The organism is Rhizobium sp. 16-488-2b (genome assembly GCF_017741815.1).
Classification (GTDB): domain Bacteria; phylum Pseudomonadota; class Alphaproteobacteria; order Rhizobiales; family Rhizobiaceae; genus Rhizobium.
Genome location: NZ_JAGHMF010000003.1, coordinates 216831 through 236507, shown reverse-complemented (window position 1 = coordinate 236507; position 19677 = coordinate 216831). Strand labels below are relative to the sequence as shown.

Below are 19677 nucleotides of genomic sequence, written 5' to 3'. Positions count from 1 at the left end.
GCAAAAACCTCCGACTTTCGCCGGAGGTTTTTGTGGCCGTCGGTGGGTCCCGCACGCGGCGGGACCCTTCCGTTCCGGCCTCGCGGGAGACTTACATCCAGTAGGGCGGCACGCCGTAGTAATCGTAGACCCGGCGGCCGTTGTCGTTGTACCAGGTGTCGTCATCATCCGCGTAGCTTGGCGCGCCTTCGATCTGTTCCTTGGTCAGGTCGATGCGGTAGCCATCCAGCTGCGTGTCGTAGGACAGCTTATCCCAGGGCAGCGGGTAGTGGTCATGGCCGATGCCCATGAAGCCGCCGAAACTCAGCACGGCATAGGCGACACGGCCATCCCTCTTGCCGAGGATCAAGCGCTCGATCGAGCCGATATGCTTGCCATCGGCGCCATAGACGCGGGTGCCTTCGACGCGGTCGCTGGCGATCAGCGAGTGCGTATCCTTGACGTTGGGGTCACGGAGGGTCTTGTCGTTGTCCTGTTGCAGCATGTCTCTACTCCCTTTCGGTTGGCTCCTTGTGCCCGGCCTCTACTCCTCGTGCCTGGCGTATGAATTGAAAACGTCGCCCGATGCCCGTTGTTCCCGAATTTGATCCGCAATTTTGGCGGGCGCCGCAATATTGACGTTTACGTCAAGGTTATTGTAGCCTGATGCTGCTTGAACCATTCGAGCAATGACATAAGCTGCCGTATTGGAGGATGGAGGATCATCCAATGGTTTCGACGGGCGCCCCGCCGGCAGCGACAGGGAGAGAGACACGATGAACAGCATTTCCGCCCATCCTGGCGGTGAAAGGCCCGACAAGCCGTGGCTTGCGACCTATCCGGCGATCGTACCGGCCGAGCTTCCGGCGCTGGAATACGAATCACTGGCGGAGCTGCTTGAGAAATCCTGCGCGCGTTATGCCGACCGCATCGCTTTTTCCAGCATGGGCAAGACGCTCACCTACCGCCAGCTGGAAAGCCAGACGCGCAAGATCGCCGCATGGCTGCAGGCGATCGGCCTGCAGAAGGGCGATCGCGTCGCGGTGATGATGCCGAACGTGCTGCAGAACCCGATCGCCGTCTATGGCATCCTGCGCGCCGGGCTCGTGGTGGTGAACGTCAACCCGCTCTATACGCCGCGCGAACTGGAGCATCAGCTGCGCGATGCCGGCGCCAAGGCGATCTTCGTTCTGGAAAACTTCGCCCACACCGTTCAGCAGGTGCTTGGCCATACCGATGTGCGCCATGTGGTGGTGACCTCGCTCGGCGAAATGCTGGGCGCCAAGGGGCTGATTGTCAATCTTCTCGTGCGCAAGGTGAAGAAGCTCGTTCCCGCCTGGTCTATCCCGCGACACAAGACCTTCAAGCAGGTGCTTGGTGAGGGTGACGGCGCGGCGCTGAAGCCATCGGGTCTTGTCGGCAGCGACATTGCCTTCCTGCAATATACCGGCGGCACGACAGGGATCGCCAAGGGTGCGGTGCTGACGCACAAGAACCTGTTGTCGAACAAGCTGCAGCTGGAACTCTGGCTGAAATCCGCCTTCGAGAAGCGCCAGCGGCCAGATGTGCTGAACTTCCTCTGCGCGCTGCCGCTCTACCATATCTTCGCGCTGACGGTGAATTCGCTGATGGGCATGTCGCTTGGCGCGCACAACATCCTGGTCGCCAACCCGCGCGACATCCCTGCCCTGGTGCGCGAATTCGCGAAATCCAACGTCCACGTCTTCCCCGGGCTCAACACGCTATTCAACGCGCTGATGAACAACCCTGAATTCGCCAAGGTCGATTTCTCCTCGCTGGTGATTTCGCTGGGCGGCGGCATGGCCGTGCAGCGGCCGGTGGCGGAGCGCTGGCTGACGATTACCGGCAACCACATCACCGAAGGGTACGGGCTTTCCGAGACCTCGCCGGTGGCCACCGCCAACCGCTTCGATTCGCCCGAGTTCACCGGCGCGATCGGCCTGCCGATCTCCTCCACGGATCTCGATATCCGCAACGAGGACGGCGCGTCGCTGCCGCTCGGCGAAGTCGGCGAGATCTGCATTCGCGGGCCGCAGGTGATGGCCGGATACTGGAACAAGCCGGATGAAACGGCGCGCGCCATGACACCCGACGGCTATTTCCGCACCGGCGACATGGGCTTCATGGATGCCCGCGGCTACACCAAGATCGTCGACCGCAAGAAGGACATGATCCTCGTCTCGGGGTTCAACGTCTATCCGAACGAGATCGAGGAAGTGGCGGCGATGCACCCTGGCATCCTGGAAGCCGCAGCCGTCGGTGTGGCCGATGGGCATTCCGGCGAGGCAGTGAAGCTCTTCGTGGTGCGCAAGGATCCTGCTCTGACCGAGGCGGATGTGAAGGCGCACTGCGTGGCCAACCTCACCAACTACAAGCGGCCGCGCTTCATCGAGTTCCGCACCGAGCTGCCGAAATCGCCGGTCGGCAAGATCCTGCGCAAGGATCTGCGCACGTAATATTTTCGCAATTGAGTACAACCAAAAACTGTGCTGCTATCCGCTTGTTTTGAGGCAGAAGCAGCACAGGTCGCGGCAATGCGGCCTATCGGCGAGGATGGGCCGCGCCGACTTCGGCAAGAGCCTTGCCATCAGAACGGGAGGTGATGATATGTGGTTTCGACCGCTTAGCGTCACGCTTATGGTGAGGAAAACCCGGACGAGCTGGTCACTCAGCGTCCGGGTCACATTCCAAAGAACATAAGCGCAGCAGGTGGAGTTAGCGCTCCGCCTGCAACCTCTCCAATATAGCCCGACTGCGTTGGCGCATCAAGCGCGACGTGCGCACCCTTTTTATGAATAGTTTCAGACATAACTTGATTTGCACCCGGTAAAGCGAATAGTTTCCGCGACCCTCACGCCCTGCAAAGGAGCCTCCCATGAATGCCATCGTCGACCAACTGAAAAGCACCGCGGCTGCCACCAAGGCCACCGATATCCGTGCTGCCTTCGCGGCCGATCCGAAACGCTTTTCGCGCTTCACCGCCTCGCTCGACGACCTCCTGATGGATTTCTCGAAGACCGCCGTGAACGACGAAGTGCTGGCCCTTCTGGTCAAGCTCGCCGAAACCGGCGGTGTCGAGGCCAAGCGCGACGAGATGTTCTCGGGCAAGGCGATCAACTTCACCGAAAACCGCGCGGTGCTGCACACAGCCCTTCGCAACCGCTCGAACACCCCTGTTCTCGTCGACGGCAAGGACGTGATGCCTGACGTCAACGGCGTGCTCGCCGCCATGGCCAAGTTTGCCGACGGCATTCGCTCGGGCGCGCTGAAGGGCGCGACCGGCAAGAAAATCACCGACGTCATCAACATCGGCATCGGCGGCTCCGACCTCGGCCCGGTGATGGCGACGCTGGCGCTGGCACCGTTCCACGACGGGCCCCGCGCGCATTTCGTTTCCAACATCGACGGCGCGCATATCGCCGACATCCTGAAGCTGGTGCAGCCGGAAACGACGCTGTTCATCGTCGCGTCCAAGACCTTCACCACCATCGAGACGATGACGAACGCCCAGACGGCGCGCAAGTTCGTCGCCGATGCGCTGGGTGAAGCCGCCGTCCAGCATCACTTCGCAGCCGTATCGACCGCGCTCGACAAGGTTGCCGCCTTCGGCATCGAGAGCGAGCGCGTGTTCGGCTTCTGGGATTGGGTCGGCGGCCGCTACTCGATCTGGTCGGCCATCGGCCTGCCGCTGATGATCGCTGTCGGCCCGGAGAACTTCGGCAAGTTTCTCGATGGCGCGCACTCGATCGACAATCACTTCCGCACGGCGCCGATCGCCAAGAACCTGCCGATCCTGCTCGGCCTGATCGGCTTCTACAATCGCAACGTTCTCGGCTACGCCACCCGCGCGATCCTGCCCTACGACCAGCGCCTGTCGCGCTTCCCTGCCTATCTGCAGCAGCTCGACATGGAATCGAACGGCAAGGGTGTGACCATCGACGGCACGCCGGTCGAAGGCAACTCCGGTCCTGTCGTCTGGGGCGAGCCCGGCACCAACGGCCAGCACGCCTTCTACCAGCTGATCCACCAGGGCACGAGCGTGATCCCGGCGGAATTCATGATCGCGGCCAACGGCTTCGAGCCGGAGCTGCGCCACCAGCATCAGCTTTTGATGGCAAACTGCATCGCGCAGTCGGAAGCGCTGATGAAGGGCCGCACCTTCGAGGAAGCCAAGAAGCAGCTGACCGACAAGGGCATGGACGACAAGCAGGCCGATTTCATCGCGCCGCACCGCGTCTTCACCGGCAACCGCCCGTCGATCACCTTCGTCTACGACAAGCTGACGCCGTTCGCCTTCGGCCGCCTCGTGGCGCTCTACGAACACCGCGTCTTCGTCGAAGGCGTGCTGTTCCGCATCAACTCCTTCGACCAGTGGGGCGTCGAGCTCGGCAAGGAACTGGCGACCGGCCTGCTGCCCGTCATCGAAGGCAAGGAAAGCGCTGCCGGCCACGATTCTTCGACGCAGGGCCTCGTTGCCGAACTGGCGAAGCTCGCCAAGTAACAAGCGCAACGTTCTACCGACGCTCCCGTGGCGACCGCCGCGGGAGCGTTTTCTATTTGGCTGAGATGACTGCCCTCAGGACCACCCGTTGGTGGCGGTCAGGGCCTGGCGCCCTTGCCTGATGGTACGGTGCTCGCGGCCTGCTTGACCTGCGAGCCCGGCTGCGAGGCGACTGCCGGAGCGGACTTGTCTTTCTTCGGCTTGCGCGCTTCACGCGTGCCGCGGAGTTGACCCTTTGCCATTTCAAGCTCCCTGGTTGGGCCACATCGAGCGATGTGACGCCAACCAGCAGGCGCGCTTACGCGGCAAAATGCAAATTCATTCTCACCTGCAATGCTCTAGCGGGCGAACTTCTTGGCGCCGGCGACGCAGCCGACGATGGCGATGGTGACGACGAGCATGATCGGGCTCACCTGCTCATGCAGCAGCGTTGCCGCCAGGAGCAGGCCGAAGAAGGGCTGCAGCAGCTGCAATTGTCCGACACCGGCGATGCCGCCCTGCGCCAGGCCGCGATACCAGAAGAAGAAGCCGATCAGCATGCTGAACAGCGAGACATAGACGAGGCCCGCCCAAGCCGGCGTTTCGATCGCCGCAAAGGACGGCGGCAGATTGAAGAGCGCAAGGGCGAGCATGACGGGCAGCGAGAGAACCAGCGCCCAGGAGATGACCTGCCAGCCGCCGAGCCTGCGCGACAGCTTGGCGCCCTCGGCGTAGCCCAGCCCACAGGCGATGATGGCGGCGAGCATCAGGAGATCGCCGAGCGGGGCTGCGGTCACGCCCTGCGACAGGGCGAAACCGGCGACCAGCGCGCTGCCGAGGCAGGAGAAAATCCAGAAAGCCGGATGCGGGCGCTCGCCGCCCCTGATGACGCCGAAGATCGCGGTCGAGAGCGGCAGCAGGCCGATGAAGACGATGGAGTGCGCCGAGGTGATGTGGGTGAGCGCTAGGGCGGTGAGCAACGGAAAGCCGATGACGACGCCGAAGGCGACGATAGCAAGCGACACCAGATCGCCGCGCGCCGGCCGCTTCTCGCGAAACAGCACGAGCAGCGCCAGCGCGATCAGCCCGGCGATTGCCGCGCGGGCGACGGTCAGGAAGACGGGATCGAACCCCATCACCGCCATGCGCGTAGCGGGCAGCGAGCCGCTGAAAATCAGAACACCGATAAAACCATTCAACCAACCGGCCGCCGTGCGGTCCATGGCACACTCCTTCACGATCAATAGCCATCTTATGATCCCTCGTGGCGTGGCCATGCCAGTTACGGTATGGTACGGTTTCGCCAAACTGTTATGCATCGGAGAGCAGTACGGATGGCCGATAACGTGATCGTCGGGACGACCCGCGTGGCGATGGTGATGAACACGATCAAGCAGCGTATCGCCGGCCGCAGCCTGACGGCGGGGGCGAAGCTTCCTTCGGTGCGGGCGCTTGCGGGGTCGCTGAAGATTTCGACATCGACCGTGGTCGAGGCCTATGAGCGGCTGGTTGCCGAGGGCGCGATCCTGTCGCGACCGGGCTCCGGCTTCTACGTTGCCAACCAGGCGGCGCCCTTCGCGCTGTCGGAGGTCGGGCCACGGCTCGATCGCGAGATCGATCCGTTCTGGGTGTCGCGCCAGTCCCTTGAGGCGGGCGATATCGGGCTGAAGCCGGGCTGCGGCTGGCTGCCGCCGTCATGGCTGCCGGAGGATGGCGTTCGCCGCGCCGTGCGGGCGCTGGCGCGCGCCGATGGACCGGTGCTGCTTGCATACGGTTCGCCGCTGGGGTTGCCGCCGCTCAGGCAGCTGATCGCGCGGCGGATGGCCGACAAAGGGATCGGCGCGTCGCCCGACCAGATCATCCTCACGGAGTCAGGCATCCAGGCGATCGACCTCCTCTGCCGCTTCCTGATCGAGCCGGGCGATACCGTAATGGTCGACGATCCCTGCTACTTCAATTTCCACGCCTTGCTTCGCGCCCACCGCGCCAAGATCGTCAGCGTGCCCTACACGCCTTCCGGCCCCGATGTCGACGCCTTCGCCCGCACGGTGGCCGAGCATCGGCCGAAGCTCTACGTGACCAATTCAGCGCTGCATAACCCGACCGGAGCGATTCTCTCGCCGGTGACGGCGCATCGGGTGCTGAAGATCGCCGAGCAGTTCGACCTCACGATCATCGAGGACGATATCTTTGCCGATTTCGAGCACGTGACGGCGCCGCGCCTCGCCGCCTTTGACGGGCTCGATCGCGTCATCCATATCGGCAGCTTTTCGAAGACGCTGTCAGCCTCGGCGCGCTGCGGCTTCATCGCCGCCAAGCCGGAGTGGATCGGCGGGCTGACGGATCTGAAGATCGCTACCTCGTTCGGCGGCGGACGACATGCGGCGCAGTTGGTGCTTAGTGTGCTCAGCGACGGCAGCTACCGCAAGCATATCGAGACGTTGCGCAGCCGGCTGTCGAAGACGATGTTCGACGTCTCGGCTAGGCTCAAGAACCTCGGCATCGTGCCCTGGCTCGAGCCGCAGGCGGGGATGTTCCTCTGGTGCCTGCTGCCTGACGGGATCGACGCCGCCGATGTGGCTCGCGCCGCACTGGAGCGGGACGTGGTGCTGGCGCCGGGCAACGCGTTCAGCCTGTCGCAGACGGCGACGGATTTCATGCGGTTCAATGTTTCGCAGACGGAAGATTCTAAAGTCTTCGAGGTGCTTCGCGAGGCCATGCAGGCGGCGCGGGGGAAGGCCTAGTTCGCTCGGCGCGGTGATTATTTCGCTGGAGGTGTCGAGATGGGGCCGCGTCATCCGTCTAGAGAGAATGAGGAATTGGGAGGATCGAAATGACCGACGACGAGCTGGAGCGATTTGCGGCGCAGGGGGCGCAGGCCTTGCCCGATGGTGACGACGGCGTGGTCACGCATGATGGCGCCGATATCTGGTACAGCGCCTACGGCTCCGGGCCATCAGTGATCCTTCTGCATGGCGGGCTCGGGAATAGCGGCAACTGGGGCTATCAGGTGCCGGCGCTGTTGCGATCAGGGCGGCGCGTGGTGGTGATCGACAGCCGCGGACACGGCCGCAGCACGCGGGACGGCAAGCCCTACACCTACGAGCTGATGGCGTCCGACGTGCTTGCGGTGATGGATCACCTGGAGATCGAGAAGGCAGCGCTTGTCGGCTGGAGCGATGGGGCGTGCACGGCGCTCATTCTCGCCGACAAGCACCCTCAGCGCGTCAACGGCGTGTTCTTCTTCGCCTGCAGCATGGATCCATCAGGCGTAAAGCCCTTCGTGCCGACGCCTGTCATCGATCGATGCTTCAACAGGCATCGGATGGATTACGCGGCACTGTCGCCGACGCCGGACCAGTTCGACCGCTTCGTCGAGGATGTGAGCCTGATGATGTCGACCGAGCCGAATTATTCGGCGGCCGATCTGAACCGTATCCGTGTGCCGGTGGCGGTGGCGCTCGGTGACCGGGACGAGTTCATCAAGCCGGAGCATGCCGCCCATCTGGTGCGCAGCATTCCCGGCGCGACATTCGTTCCGCTGGAGGGCGTGAGCCACTTCGCGCCCTTGCAGCGGCCCGATGACTTCAATCGGACCGTGCTTGGCTTTCTGGATCAACTGGCGTGAGGTTCAGAGGCCGATCTCGTTGGCCCATGGCGGGTTGGCGCCGGCGCGGGAGACCGTGACGGCGGCGGCCTTGGCGCCGAGCGAGAGCGCATTCTGCAGCGCCTTTTCGTCGAGCGAGGCGACCTGCGCCTTGGTGAGCAGGCCATCCATCTTCAGCGAGGCGAGAACGCCGGCATCGAAGGTATCGCCGGCGCCGACGGTGTCGACCACGGTGACGCGCTGGCTGGGAACGGTGACCTTGCGCTCGCTGGTGTAGCCTGTCGCGCCCTCGGCGCCCTTGGTGATGACGACAAGCTTGGCGCCATGCTGCAGCCAGTGGGCGGCGAGATCGTCATGGCTGCCGTCCATGCCGAACCATTCCAGGTCCTCGTCGGAGAATTTCAGGATATCGGACTTGGCGGCCATGCGCTTGATGCGCGCCATGTGCGCCTGCTTGTCCTTGATGAAGCCCGGGCGGATGTTCGGGTCGAGCGAGATGACGCGCTTGGCCGCTTCGCGGTCGAGCAGCGCCTCGTAGGTTTCGCCGCAGGGGCTGGGGATCAGGCTGATGGCGCCGAAGTGCAGCGCTTCGCAATCGTCGCCGAGGACGGGAAGGTCGTCGGTGGTGATCATGCGGCCGGCGGTGCCTTCGTCATAAAAGGCGTAGGTCGCCTGGCCGTTGACCAGCTTGACGAAGGCGAGCGTCGAGGGGCGCTGCGCGATGGCGCAGAGGCTGAAGTCGACATTGCTCGCCTTCAGCGTATCGCAGAGGATTTCGCCCATCATGTCGTCGGCGAGACCCGTGAAGAAAGACGTCTGAATGCCCAGGCGCCCGAGCGCGATCGCCGTGTTGAAGATGGCGCCGCCGGCATAGGGCGCAAAGCCCTTTTCGCCGAGCGTCGTCTCCCGCGGCAGCATATCGATCAACGCTTCTCCACAGCACAAAATCATGTCCGTCTCCCAAGGGCATTACGATCTGTCGATGCCCAACTGGATTAGATAACTTCGTGGCAAAAGCAAAGCGCCGTGAGCAATTATTCACTCAAAGTGATGAAATACCGCCATTGCGGCCGGACCATGCCAGCGGCGCGTCGAGGAAGGATTCGACCTCGTTCAGGGTGTTCTGATCGAACAGCTGCTGCTCCTTGGCGACAGCCAAGACATCGCGCCAGGTGGCGATGTAGTGCAGCTTGACCTTGCCATCGGCAAAGCGCAGCGCGCCCTCGTCGAAGATGCCGTAATAGAAGAGCGCGATGCCATGATCGACAATGCCGCCGGCGTCGCGAACCGCATCGATGAACTTGAACATGCTGCCGCCCGCCGTCGTCAGGTCTTCGATGACGAGAACGCGCGAACCCTCGGGCATGTTGCCTTCGATCTGGGCGTTGCGGCCGTGGCCCTTCGGCTGCTTGCGGACATAGATCATCGGCAGGCTGAGGCGATCGGCGAGAAGTGCGGCGAAGGGAATGCCCGCGGTTTCGCCGCCGGCGATGCAATCGAACTTCTCGAAGCCCGCCTCGCGCAGCACGACGCTGGCGGCGAAATCCATCACCGTCGAGCGGATGCGCGGGAAGGAGAGAAGCTTGCGGCAGTCGATATAGACGGGGCTCGCCATGCCGGAAGCGAACTTGTAGGGCTGGGTGGCATTGAAGTGAACGGCCTTGATCTCCCAGAGCATCTTGGCCACCAGCTCGGCCATGACTTTGCGGTCGGTGAATGTTGCCTGGATCATCGTTCTCTCCTTCGCCTCTATCGGGTGCTCAAACTTATGGGCCAATAGCAGCAAGTGGGACAAGTTTCCAGAACGCGAGCGGGTCAAACGCAAGAATTGCAATTTCACGCGCTTACGTTGCCGTTGGGGCCGCGTCTCGCTCTGTTAATATCGCTGCGTCAGGACGCGATGATTCACCAAAAGCGCGAGGCGCGTCGGGTCGCAAAAACCCTTGCTGGTATTTCTTTTGCGGACAACTTAAATTTCCACAACCCATTCATAATTTTAGACATTCGTCATACGTATTGTTCGGCAGCCACTTGCACGGAGCGCCATGCTTGATGAGGCCCAGAACGCTCAAATTTGAATGATTTCATTAACAACGGGGTGAAACTTCCCGCGCCATTTTCCCAGCGCCCAAAGACACCATGAAGGAGTCCAGAATGCGCCTCACGAGGTTCACACCGTTCCAGCAGTTCAACCAATCGCTGACCCTCAAGATCTTCTCCATTTGCTTTGTCTCGACGCACGTGCCGCTTTTGGCGCTCGTCGTCTATCTCGTGACCGGCTTTCGGAGCGAGGCGATGCCTGTGCTTATCCTGGTGCTGGGAGCGACGCTGATCGGGACTGCCTTTTGCCTGGCTTGCGTCTGGGCGTTCATCCGGCCGCTGCACCAGATCGCCGGCGTGGTCGAGACCTATCGCTCCACCGGCGTCGTGAAGTCGGTTCGCAGCAAGCGCAAGGACGAGGTCGGGATCGTTACCAACGGGATCTCGATCCTGATCAAGGAACTCGACGCGACGCTGGCGCAATTGCGCCGGCAGGCGACAACGGACGTTCTGACCGGTCTCGGCAACCGCCGCTGGCTGAAGGATATCGGGGCGCTGGAGATTGCCCGCGCCGCCCGCGAGCGCACGCCGATCTCCGTCGTGGTCTTCGATCTCGATCACTTCAAGTCGATCAACGACCAGTTCGGTCACGATGTCGGCGACCAAGTGCTGGTTATGGCGGGTGCCACGATCCAGCACAATCTGCGGCCCTATGACATCGCGGCGCGCATCGGCGGCGAGGAGTTCTGCCTGGTCCTGCCACGCACGGATATCGATGTCGCCGTCAACATCGCCAACAGGCTGCGCATGCAGTTCGAAAGCAAGGCCGTCGGCCCGTTGCCGGCAAAGCGCGTGACGGCAAGCTTTGGCGTCTATCGTGGCGATCCCGCCAGCGAAACGCTGAAATCCATGCTGACGGCGGCAGACAGGGAGCTCTACGCCGCCAAGAATGGTGGTCGGAACATGGTTCGCTCGGCGGTCTCCTTGTCGATCAGGGACGCGAAGATCCGTGCCTGATCACTCCGCTACCAATTCGCCGATATCGGCGGGCAGCATCTTCTTGTAGAGCGCGATTGCTGCCCGTCCCTCGTCCTCGCTCAACGCGGCGGCATATCTGACCGCCGCCGCCAGGAGCTGCATGACGAGCCTCGCAAGCGCTAGAAGTGCTGGCTTCGGGCGATCCGGGTAGACCTGCTCCAGCACCGCCATCAACGCCTGGGCGTGAAACTCCATATCGTCGGCATCGATTTCCTGCAGCAGCCGATCCGCCTGCGTGGCGAACCATATGTCGCGCATCACGGGCTCGCTGCGGAAGAAGGCGTGATATTCGTCGGCGATCCGGCAGAGCGCCGAACGCAGCGTTGCGGCATCCGTCGCTTCCGCAAGCGCCGCGACCACGCAGGCGCGGCCCTCCTCATTGAAGCGCTCGGCCAGCGTGGCGAAGATCGAGCTTCGATCCGGGAAATACTGATAGAGCGCGCCGAAGGAGAGATCGGCCTTTTCGACGATCTCGCTCATCTTCAGCGCATCGCTTCCCTTCGCCTCGATCAGTTGCGTGGCAACAGCGAGAATCTTCTCGAAACGCTCGCGGCCTCTCTGCTGACGGGGAATACGCCGGGGCTGCCTTGTGGCGCCCACCTTTGTTCGCGATCCCGCCGCCGCTTCGTCCGTCATCCGATACTCCATCGCGCTTGACAGCAGAAATAAGAGAGTTTATCTCATTTTGCAAATGAGAGAATTTCTCTGTTATTGACTTTTGGCTTGGCAGCCAAAATGGGAGGTCATCGGCATGGCAATCATTCTCGTATTGGCGCTTGTCGCCGCGGCGATCGGCAGCGGGCTCGTCGCCGGCACATTCTTCGCGTTCTCGACGTTCGTGATGCCGGCGTTTTCGCGCATACCGACGGAACAGGGGATCGCTGCGATGAACTCGATCAACGTCACGATCCTGCGATCGCCCTTCATGATGCTGTTCGTACCGACGGCCATTCTCTGCCTGTTGATCGGCGTGCTCGCGGTGATGAACTGGCGGGAAGGGGCGAGCCTCTGGATGCTCGCCGGCGCCGTCATCTACATCGTCGCCTCCTTTGCCTCGACCATCATCTTCAACGTGCCGATGAACGATGCGCTCGGGCAGGTTTCAGGCAACGGCCCCGAGGCCTCCGCCCTGTGGCAGGGCTACCTTCGCGACTGGACTTGGTGGAACCATGTGAGGACCGTGGCCTCGCTGCTGGCATCGGCCGCGTTCGTGCGGGCACTGATGCTGATCTGATCGCGAAATCGGCGCCTGTATCGCTAATGCGCCAATGGTTTCAGATGTTTGCGCTTGCTTAGCGGCGCGGCGGCGATATCGTGCAGGACATGGAACATATCGAAGTCTTCCGCCGTCTCGGCGTGGCGCTTGCCATCGGTCTGCTCGTCGGCGTCGAGCGGGGCTGGACCGAGCGCGACGTGCGCGTCGGCGGACGCACCGCTGGACTTCGCACCTTTGGTCTCACCGGCTTCCTCGGCGGCATTGTCGGCACGCTGCAGCCGCTGACCGGCCCGTTCTTCCCAGCCACGATCGCGGTGCTTCTCGGCGTCGTCTATATCGCCGGCAAGTGGCAGGAGGCCATCGAGGACAAGGATTACGGCATCACCTCGATCATCGCCGCCCTTTGCGTCTTCGCGCTCGGCATGCTCGCCACGCTTGGCGATCTCATCACGGCGGGAGCCGGCGCGGTGGTGGTGACCGTCGTGCTCGCGGCCCGCACCAGCCTTCACGGTTTCCTGCAGGGGTTGACCTGGGTAGAGCTTAGGTCGGCGCTGATGCTGCTCGCGATGACCGTGATCGCGCTGCCGCTGCTGCCAGACAAGCCGTTGGACCCCTGGGGCGCGCTCAATCCCTACGCGCTCTGGCTTCTCACCATCACCATCGCAGCGCTCTCCTTTGCCGGCTATGTGGCGATACGGCTCATGGGATCGAGCCGCGGGATATTACTTGCGGGTGCGGCCGGCGGGCTTGTCTCGTCCACCGCGCTGACGCTCTCCTTCGCGCGCTATTCGATGGAAGCGCCGCAAGGGGCGCGGCATCTGGCGGCGGGCGCGGCGATTGCCGGCGCGCTTTCCTTCGCACGCGTTCTCGTTATCGCGAGCGCCCTTTCGCTGAGCATGCTGGCGCCGCTCTCCTCGGCACTCATCCCCGCCATCATCGGCTTCCTGGCGACCAGCCTTTTTCTGGCCTGGCGTTCCGGGTCAAGCACGCAGGCGCCGGAGATCGGGCTCACCAATCCGTTCGAACTGAAGACGGTGATTTCCTTTGCGCTGCTGCTCGGCCTGATCAGCCTCGTCTCGAAGATGGCGACCGAATATGTCGGCGCGTCGGCGCTTTATGTCGTCGCGGCCATCTCGGGTCTTGTCGATGTCGATGCGATCACGCTCTCCACCGTGCGTCTCGTCGGCTCGGCGATCAGCGCCACGACGGCTGCCGATGTCACGCTGATTGCCGTGTTCGTCAACATGGTCACCAAGGTGGCGCTCGCTTTTACCGCGGGGCGCCGCGAATATGCCGTGACGCTCGGCCTCGCTTCGGCGGTCGCCATCCTCTTCGGCGCGATCGGCTATCTCTCGACGCGCGGGATTTGGGCCGTCTGAGGCGGCAGGCTTGCCCAGCACACCGCCGCAGCCCCTTCCCGCCTTATCCGTCGTTGCGCTCGCAGAAGGTCAGGCGATTGTTGAAGGGATCGATGACCTCCATCTCCAATCCCCACGGCGCTTCCTGAAGCCCCGGCTTCATGTAACGATAATCCTTGGCCGTGAGCTCCGCCTGATAGGCGCGAACGCCTTTCACGGGGACGAAGGCCCTGGCGCCGGGGCTGGCGTCTCCCGAGTGCTCACTGAGGTGCAGGATCATGCCGCTTCGCGAGACCTGGCAATAGAGCGGGAAATGTTCGCCGAAGCGGTGCTCCCAATCAAGTGCGAAGCCCAGAAAGCCGCAGTAGAACTCCTTGGCCTTGTCGACATCGAAGATGCGGAAGATCGGGATTGGCGGTTCTATGACGACCGCAGGCGGCGATGCCGTCGTCTGTTCCAGTTTCGCAGACAGGATGTTCCATTGTTCGAAGCCGAACTGGCGGGCGACGATCTCCAGCGTCTCGCTGTGAGAGAGATCGACATCGCGGTCGGCAAGTGCCTGGCGCAACGCCTTGGCCATCAGTTTCGCGTCGTGAAAATCGCGCATGTTGCATTCCCTTCGTTGGCGGCGAACAGGACGATCAGTGCCCGCGTCTGCTGACCCGTTCGCCGTCAATCGCCAAACGGCAAGGGATGTGAAGGATATGCGTGGATGCATTCACCATCGTGCTTTCGCACCGCGGGGCGGCTGGCTGCATCCGGCCAACCCGACCATACGAAGGGAATTGCCGACGATCAAGAGGCGGTGCGGGCTGTGTCCGTGGGGACGGCCTGCAGGTGGCTCGCAAGCTCGACGCGGTTGCGGCCGCCGCGCTTGGCCTCGTAGAGCGCCTTGTCGGCGGCACTCAGCATGGCGTCGAATGGGAGCGGCTTGGTGCGGCCGGAGGCGACGCCGACGCTCACCGTGCATTTGCAGATATCGCCGTCTATATCGAGCTCGCGCCCCTCGAAGGCCTTGCGGATCCGCTCGGCGACGACTTCGGCGCGGCCGGGCATGACCTGGTGCAGAACCATCGCGAACTCTTCGCCGCCGAGGCGGGCAACCGTATCGCTCAGCCGGCAGGTCGCGGTCAGCTCGGCCGCGAAGACCTTCAGCACGCGGTCACCGACGGCGTGACCGAAACTGTCGTTGATCGATTTGAAGTGGTCGATGTCAAAGACCAGCACGGCCGTGGTCGGGCCCATGACGCCGGAGCCATGCCGATCGAACAGGGCACGCCGGTTGAGCAGGCCGGTCAGCGGATCGGTTGCCGCGTCGATGCGGTGGAGGGCGGCCATGCGCCATTGGTGCAGGGCAAGCGACAGCGCGCCGATGCCGGTCATGCTGGCGATGCAGACGGCGAGGCTCAAATCTTCAGACCAGTTGTTGGGCGCAGCTCCCAGGACGAGCTTGCCCTGATAGATCAGCACGGCAGCGCAGAGGACGAAGGAAAAGCCTGTCAGGCAATAGAGGCTGGTGATCCCGGTCAGCGGAACGATCGCTTCGTCGCGCGCCCGCCAGTATTGATAGGCCGTAGCGAACAGGAAGGAGGCGATGGCGATATTGTCGATGATGAAGGACAGGCCGTCATAGCCGAGCAATATCGGCACCGAGGTCACCACCACCGCGATGGCGCCAAAGGCCGCGATACGTGCGTGCGGCAATGCTCCTGTCCGGAACTGGCAGCCGGCGCCCCAGACCGTTGCGAAGCCGGGAAAGAGAAGTGCAAAACAGATAGTGCCGACGATCGCGTTCGGCTTATCGACATAGATACCATAGGCAAAGATGCCGCTGACGATCAGAATGAGGCCGACCCCGCAGGCCAGCAGAAATGTTTCGGTCCGCCGGGCAATCCAGCTCGCCAGCAATGTAATGGCGAGACATGCCGCCGAGACCGCCAACGCGGTCAGCAATGAATTATAGTCAAGCGTCATGCTTTGAGCTCCGCGGCTTCTGCCACGCTTTCGTTTTATGAAAATGGAATTCGCCCGACAGCGAATGTGTTATCAATTTCGTTAAAAAAACATGTATTTAAAGCTTAGATGTTAGCGCAATAACATATCCCAGCGGATATGCATCCTCCTTCCAGTAAAAAATGAGGGGTTTGCGAGCGCTATTAGCGCTCGACATCCCAATGAAGCGGGAACATGGGGTCGAATACCGTGACGGGACCGGCGCCGGTCTCGATCTTGGCCGGAAACGACACGGGCTCGGCGCGCTTGACCAGCGTTATTACTTCTTCGTTTATCGGAAGGCCATACCAAGCCGGGCCGTTCAGCGAAGCGAAGGCTTCCAGTCTGTCGAGGGCACTGTCCTGTTCGAAGACGTGGGCAAGGCAGCTCATCGTGTTGATCGAAGTATAGATGCCAGCGCAACCGCAGCCGCATTCCTTCAGCGGATCGACATGCGGCGCGGAATCGGTGCCGAGGAAGAAACGGGCGTCGCCGCTAGTGGCGGCCTGGCGCAGCGCCACACGGTGGTGTTCGCGCTTCGCGACCGGCAGGCAGTAATAATGTGGGCGAATGCCGCCGACGAGGATGGCGTTGCGGTTGATGATCAGGTGGTGGGTGGTGATCGAGCCGGCGAGGTTGCGCTCGGCCGACTTGATGTAGTCGATGCCGTCCTTGGTGGTGACGTGCTCCATCGTCACCTTCAGCTCCGGCAGGCGCTTGCGCAACGGGTCGAGCACGGTTTCGATGAAGACGGCCTCGCGATCGAAGATATCGACGTCGGACGTCGTGACTTCGCCATGGACGCAAAGCGGAAGGCCGATCTTGGTCATGCGCTCGAGCACCGGCATGGCCTTGTCGATGTCGCGCACGCCGCCATGCGAATTGGTGGTGGCGCCGGCGGGGTAGAGCTTGACGGCGGTGATCAGGCCGCTGGCCTTGCCCTTCTCGACATCGTCGGGATCGGTGTGCTCGGTCAGATAGAGCGTCATCAGCGGTTCGAACCGGTCGCCTTTCGGCAAGGCGGCGATGATGCGGCCGCGATAGGCCTCGGCATCCGCTGTCGTGACGACCGGCGGCACCAGGTTCGGCATGATGATGGCGCGGGCGAAGTCGCGGCTTGAATCGGCAATCACGCCTTCCAGCATGGCGCCATCACGCAGGTGAAGATGCCAATCATCGGGGCGGCGGATGGTGATCGATTGCATGACTGTAACTCCGGCAAGGCTGCGCTTTAGGGCTCAGCCTTGGGAATTACATCCAAGCATGGGGGATGGCAAATGGTTTGCCCGTCGCAGCCGGGCAATTGCGATCAGGCGATCTCGAGGGTGACGTCGGCGCGGCGGCGGTTGCCGAGAATGAGGCGACCGTTCGGAAGGTCGTTCTCATAAACCTTGCGCGCCGATTCCTCTTCGCTCAGCTTGTAGCCGCGCCAGCGCGCCCACAGCCGCTCCTCCAGCACCTCGATCGGCGGAGCAAGCATGATCGAGTAATCAAACACGCCTTCGAGTTCCGCCCACTTGCCGAGGCTGAAAAGCAGGTAGTTGCCCTCGACGATGATGAAGCGATGCTCCGGGCCGATGGGACGCGCCGAGGCGATGGCAAGCTCACGCGAGCGATCGAACACCGGCACCAGCACTTCCTGATCGGCCAAGCGAACGGCGCGGATGATATCGAGGAAGCCGCGCACGTCGAAGGTCTCGGGGATGCCCTTTCGGGCAAGCTGGCCGCGCTCGATCAGGATGGCATTGTCCATGTGGAAGCCATCCATCGGCAAGACTGCGGCCGTTTCGCCGCCGGCGCGCAAGGCGTCGGCGATGTGGTCTGCCATGGTGGATTTGCCGGCGCCGGGCGGACCGGCGATGGCGATCAGAAAGCGCTTCGCGTCGCCGGCGCGGGCAAGAACCTCGCCGGCGATATCCTCGATCGTCATCGTCATGCGGCAACAGGCTCCGTAGGAACTGACTTGGCGCCGGTCATGAAGGCGACGGCATCCGACATTGTGTATTCCTTCGGATTGATCACCGTCAAGCGACGCCCGAGGCGGTGGATGTGGATGCGATCGGCCACCTCGAAGACATGCGGCATGTTGTGCGAGATCAGCACGATCGGGATGCCGCGCGAGCGGACGTCGAGGATGAGTTCCAGCACGCGCCGGCTTTCCTTGACGCCCAAGGCCGCCGTCGGCTCGTCGAGGATGATGACCTTGGAGCCGAAGGCCGCCGCGCGGGCAACCGCCACGCCCTGACGCTGGCCGCCGGAGAGCGTCTCGACCGCCTGGTTGATGTTCTGGATGGTCATCAGGCCAAGCTCGGTGAGCTTCTGCCGCGCCATCTTTTCCATCGCGGAATGATCGAGCTTGCGCATGACCTTGCCCATGAAGCCCGGTTTGCGGATCTCGCGGCCGAGGAACATGTTGTCGGCGATCGAGAGCGCCGGCGACAGGGCCAGGTTCTGGTAGACGGTCTCGATCCCGGCCTTTCTGGCTTCCATCGGCGAATGGAAGTTGATCGGCTGGCCCTCGAGGCGGATCTCGCCTTCGTCGGGGCGGATGGCGCCGGAGATCGCCTTGATGAGCGAGGACTTGCCGGCGCCGTTATCGCCGATCACGGCCAGGATTTCGCCCGGATAGAGATCGAAGTCGGCATGGTCGAGGGCGGTGACGCGGCCGTAGCGCTTGACGAGACCACGCGCCATGAGAAGGGGTTCGGTAGCCATCAGCCTGCTGCCTTTCTGATCCACTGGTCGATTGCGACGGCGACGATGATGAGGACGCCGATCAAGAGGTAGGTCCATTGCACGTCCGTGCCGAGCAGGCGCAGACCGAGCGAGAAGACGCCGACGATGAGCGCGCCGAACATCATGCCGAGAACGGAGCCGCGGCCGCCGAAGAGCGAGATGCCGCCGATCACCACCGCGGTGATGCTTTCGATGTTGGCGAACTGGCCGGCGGTGGGCGATACCGAGCCGATGCGGCCGATGAGGGCCCAGCCGGCAAGCGCGCAGATGATGCCGGAGAGCACATAGACCGAGATCAGCATGCGCTTGACGTTGACACCCGACAGTTCTGCCGCCTCAGGATCGTCACCGACGGCATAGAGATGACGGCCCCAGGGGGTGTGGTTGAGCACGTACCAGAGGAAGGCCACGAGCAGCACCATGGCGATGACGCCGTAGGTGAAGACCGCGCCGCCGATGCGGAAGGTATCACCGAAGAGCTGCAGGAGCGGCGCCGTGGTTTCGATTTCCTGGGCGCGGATCGTCTCGTTGGCGGAATAGAGGAAGTTCGTCGCGAGAACGATCTGCCACATGCCGAGCGTGACGATGAAGGGCGGCAGTTTCATGCGCGCGACGAGCCAGCCATTGATGAAGCCGCAGAGCGCGCCGACAGCGAAGCCGCAGAGGATGGCGAGCTCGACCGGAAGGCCGTAGCGGAAGACGAACTGGCCCATGACGACCGAGGACAGCACCATGATGGCGCCAACCGAGAGATCGATGCCCGCCGTCATGATGACCAGCGTCTGCGCGGCGCCGACGATACCCGTGATTGCCACCTGCTGAAGAATGAGCGTCAGCGAGAAGGCGGAGAAGAACTTGGTGCCCAACAGGGCGCCGAAGATGACCAGCGACAGCACGAGCACGATCAGCGATACCGCCGATGGGCTCGAATGCAGGAAATGCCGGAATTTCTGAAGGAAACTCTTGTCGTCCGTGTCGAACGAAGCGACGTCGGTCGAACTGTCCTTTAGGACTTTTTCGTAATCGTGATGCGGTGCGGCTGTTGTCGGCTCGCTCATGGAAATCCTCCGCGTGGCCCCACTCCCAAAGGGCATCCCGCCGATGCAGGCGAGACGTGGGTAGGCTGCGCTCAATTCGGTGCGCTGTCAAAAGATGAGCAGGGTGCGGGGACGCGCTTCGCGCATCCCCGCTTTCGTTATCAGGCGGTAAG

General features: G+C 62.7%; 20 protein-coding genes. 7 read left to right on the top strand and 13 right to left on the bottom strand.

The features are described from left to right. Positions 1-91: 91 nt before the first annotated feature. Both J5286_RS02770 and J5286_RS02765 read right to left on the bottom strand, forming a co-directional pair. On the bottom strand, positions 92-484 hold the full coding sequence (locus J5286_RS02770) for a PRC-barrel domain-containing protein (RefSeq protein WP_018898279.1): 393 nt from the start codon (positions 482-484) through the stop codon (positions 92-94). Between the two features lie 39 nt (positions 485-523). After that, positions 524-766 (bottom strand): hypothetical protein, encoded by a 243-nt coding sequence (locus tag J5286_RS02765; protein ID WP_209189048.1) that lies wholly within the window; start codon positions 764-766, stop codon positions 524-526. Between J5286_RS02765 and J5286_RS02760 the strand changes: the two genes are divergently transcribed. After that, positions 756-2456: a long-chain fatty acid--CoA ligase gene (locus J5286_RS02760; protein ID WP_209189046.1), complete on the top strand. Its 1701-nt coding sequence runs from the start codon at positions 756-758 to the stop codon at positions 2454-2456. The genes J5286_RS02765 and J5286_RS02760 overlap by 11 nt on opposite strands. Before the next feature lie 419 nt (positions 2457-2875). Then, on the top strand, positions 2876-4501 hold the full coding sequence (gene pgi, locus J5286_RS02755) for a glucose-6-phosphate isomerase (protein WP_209189044.1): 1626 nt from the start codon (positions 2876-2878) through the stop codon (positions 4499-4501). Between the two features lie 98 nt (positions 4502-4599). On the opposite strand, the gene J5286_RS02750 is transcribed toward pgi, so the two are convergent. Together J5286_RS02750 and J5286_RS02745 are read right to left on the bottom strand one after the other, a co-directional pair. After that, positions 4600-4743, bottom strand: a complete 144-nt coding sequence (locus J5286_RS02750; RefSeq protein ID WP_181459210.1) for a hypothetical protein — start codon at positions 4741-4743, stop codon at positions 4600-4602. 96 nt (positions 4744-4839) lie between these two features. Then, on the bottom strand, positions 4840-5703 hold the full coding sequence (locus J5286_RS02745) for a DMT family transporter (protein WP_209189042.1): 864 nt from the start codon (positions 5701-5703) through the stop codon (positions 4840-4842). A 90-nt stretch (positions 5704-5793) separates the two neighbouring features. Here J5286_RS02745 and J5286_RS02740 point away from each other — a divergent pair, with 90 nt between their 5' ends. Both J5286_RS02740 and J5286_RS02735 read left to right on the top strand, forming a co-directional pair. Then, complete coding sequence (locus J5286_RS02740) at positions 5794-7224, top strand: aminotransferase-like domain-containing protein (protein ID WP_209189040.1); 1431 nt, start codon at positions 5794-5796, stop codon at positions 7222-7224. A gap of 83 nt (positions 7225-7307) precedes the next feature. Beyond that, a complete protein-coding gene (locus tag J5286_RS02735; RefSeq protein ID WP_209189602.1) occupies positions 7308-8108 on the top strand; it encodes an alpha/beta fold hydrolase in 801 nt (266 codons plus the stop codon). A gap of 3 nt (positions 8109-8111) precedes the next feature. On the opposite strand, the gene J5286_RS02730 is transcribed toward J5286_RS02735, so the two are convergent. After that, positions 8112-9038 carry a carbohydrate kinase family protein gene (locus J5286_RS02730; protein WP_047507168.1) on the bottom strand — a complete coding sequence of 309 codons (927 nt, stop codon included), beginning with the start codon at positions 9036-9038 and terminating at the stop codon, positions 8112-8114. Between the two features lie 91 nt (positions 9039-9129). After that, complete coding sequence (locus J5286_RS02725; protein WP_047507167.1) at positions 9130-9819, bottom strand: orotate phosphoribosyltransferase; 690 nt, start codon at positions 9817-9819, stop codon at positions 9130-9132. Positions 9820-10241: 422 nt separating this feature from the next. On the opposite strand from J5286_RS02725, the gene J5286_RS02720 reads away from it, so the two are divergent. Continuing rightward, a complete protein-coding gene (locus tag J5286_RS02720) occupies positions 10242-11144 on the top strand; it encodes a GGDEF domain-containing protein (protein WP_018898270.1) in 903 nt (300 codons plus the stop codon). On the opposite strand, the gene J5286_RS02715 is transcribed toward J5286_RS02720, so the two are convergent. Next, positions 11145-11801, bottom strand: a complete 657-nt coding sequence (locus tag J5286_RS02715) for a TetR/AcrR family transcriptional regulator (RefSeq protein WP_209189038.1) — start codon at positions 11799-11801, stop codon at positions 11145-11147. It abuts the gene before it with no gap. Positions 11802-11916: 115 nt separating this feature from the next. Here J5286_RS02715 and J5286_RS02710 point away from each other — a divergent pair, with 115 nt between their 5' ends. Next, the gene (locus J5286_RS02710; protein WP_209189036.1) at positions 11917-12399 is read left to right on the top strand and encodes an anthrone oxygenase family protein; all 483 of its coding nucleotides are present in this window, start codon (positions 11917-11919) and stop codon (positions 12397-12399) included. 89 nt (positions 12400-12488) lie between these two features. Then, on the top strand, positions 12489-13760 hold the full coding sequence (locus tag J5286_RS02705; RefSeq protein WP_209189601.1) for an MgtC/SapB family protein: 1272 nt from the start codon (positions 12489-12491) through the stop codon (positions 13758-13760). 43 nt (positions 13761-13803) lie between these two features. On the opposite strand, the gene J5286_RS02700 is transcribed toward J5286_RS02705, so the two are convergent. The 6 genes from J5286_RS02700 to J5286_RS02675 form a co-directional block, all read right to left on the bottom strand. Beyond that, complete coding sequence (locus J5286_RS02700; RefSeq protein ID WP_209189034.1) at positions 13804-14346, bottom strand: glyoxalase superfamily protein; 543 nt, start codon at positions 14344-14346, stop codon at positions 13804-13806. A 188-nt stretch (positions 14347-14534) separates the two neighbouring features. Continuing rightward, positions 14535-15713, bottom strand: a complete 1179-nt coding sequence (locus J5286_RS02695) for a GGDEF domain-containing protein (RefSeq protein ID WP_209189032.1) — start codon at positions 15711-15713, stop codon at positions 14535-14537. Positions 15714-15895: 182 nt separating this feature from the next. Then, positions 15896-16936 (bottom strand): dihydroorotase, encoded by a 1041-nt coding sequence (gene pyrC, locus J5286_RS02690; protein WP_209189030.1) that lies wholly within the window; start codon positions 16934-16936, stop codon positions 15896-15898. 104 nt (positions 16937-17040) lie between these two features. Then, positions 17041-17667, bottom strand: coding sequence for a nucleoside triphosphate hydrolase (locus J5286_RS02685; RefSeq protein ID WP_111561617.1), 627 nt, complete (start codon positions 17665-17667; stop codon positions 17041-17043). Beyond that, positions 17664-18446, bottom strand: a complete 783-nt coding sequence (locus J5286_RS02680; RefSeq protein ID WP_111561616.1) for an ATP-binding cassette domain-containing protein — start codon at positions 18444-18446, stop codon at positions 17664-17666. The genes J5286_RS02685 and J5286_RS02680 overlap by 4 nt, the downstream gene beginning before the upstream one ends. Further along, the gene (locus J5286_RS02675) at positions 18446-19525 is read right to left on the bottom strand and encodes an ABC transporter permease (RefSeq protein ID WP_112981954.1); all 1080 of its coding nucleotides are present in this window, start codon (positions 19523-19525) and stop codon (positions 18446-18448) included. Before J5286_RS02675 ends, J5286_RS02680 begins: the two co-directional genes overlap by 1 nt. Positions 19526-19677: the final 152 nt, after the last annotated feature.

Coding starts and splice junctions, on each gene's coding strand:
- J5286_RS02770 (WP_018898279.1), bottom strand. CDS start 484: ATGCTGCAACAGGACAACGACAAGACCCTCCGTGACCCCAACGTCAAG.
- J5286_RS02760 (WP_209189046.1), top strand. CDS start 756: ATGAACAGCATTTCCGCCCATCCTGGCGGTGAAAGGCCCGACAAGCCG.
- J5286_RS02765 (WP_209189048.1), bottom strand. CDS start 766: ATGCTGTTCATCGTGTCTCTCTCCCTGTCGCTGCCGGCGGGGCGCCCG.
- pgi (WP_209189044.1), top strand. CDS start 2,876: ATGAATGCCATCGTCGACCAACTGAAAAGCACCGCGGCTGCCACCAAG.
- J5286_RS02750 (WP_181459210.1), bottom strand. CDS start 4,743: ATGGCAAAGGGTCAACTCCGCGGCACGCGTGAAGCGCGCAAGCCGAAG.
- J5286_RS02745 (WP_209189042.1), bottom strand. CDS start 5,703: ATGGACCGCACGGCGGCCGGTTGGTTGAATGGTTTTATCGGTGTTCTG.
- J5286_RS02740 (WP_209189040.1), top strand. CDS start 5,794: ATGCATCGGAGAGCAGTACGGATGGCCGATAACGTGATCGTCGGGACG.
- J5286_RS02730 (WP_047507168.1), bottom strand. CDS start 9,038: ATGATTTTGTGCTGTGGAGAAGCGTTGATCGATATGCTGCCGCGGGAG.
- J5286_RS02725 (WP_047507167.1), bottom strand. CDS start 9,819: ATGATCCAGGCAACATTCACCGACCGCAAAGTCATGGCCGAGCTGGTG.
- J5286_RS02720 (WP_018898270.1), top strand. CDS start 10,242: ATGCGCCTCACGAGGTTCACACCGTTCCAGCAGTTCAACCAATCGCTG.
- J5286_RS02715 (WP_209189038.1), bottom strand. CDS start 11,801: ATGACGGACGAAGCGGCGGCGGGATCGCGAACAAAGGTGGGCGCCACA.
- J5286_RS02710 (WP_209189036.1), top strand. CDS start 11,917: ATGGCAATCATTCTCGTATTGGCGCTTGTCGCCGCGGCGATCGGCAGC.
- J5286_RS02705 (WP_209189601.1), top strand. CDS start 12,489: ATGGAACATATCGAAGTCTTCCGCCGTCTCGGCGTGGCGCTTGCCATC.
- J5286_RS02700 (WP_209189034.1), bottom strand. CDS start 14,346: ATGCGCGATTTTCACGACGCGAAACTGATGGCCAAGGCGTTGCGCCAG.
- J5286_RS02695 (WP_209189032.1), bottom strand. CDS start 15,713: ATGACGCTTGACTATAATTCATTGCTGACCGCGTTGGCGGTCTCGGCG.
- pyrC (WP_209189030.1), bottom strand. CDS start 16,936: ATGCAATCGATCACCATCCGCCGCCCCGATGATTGGCATCTTCACCTG.
- J5286_RS02685 (WP_111561617.1), bottom strand. CDS start 17,667: ATGACGATGACGATCGAGGATATCGCCGGCGAGGTTCTTGCCCGCGCC.
- J5286_RS02680 (WP_111561616.1), bottom strand. CDS start 18,446: ATGGCTACCGAACCCCTTCTCATGGCGCGTGGTCTCGTCAAGCGCTAC.
- J5286_RS02675 (WP_112981954.1), bottom strand. CDS start 19,525: ATGAGCGAGCCGACAACAGCCGCACCGCATCACGATTACGAAAAAGTC.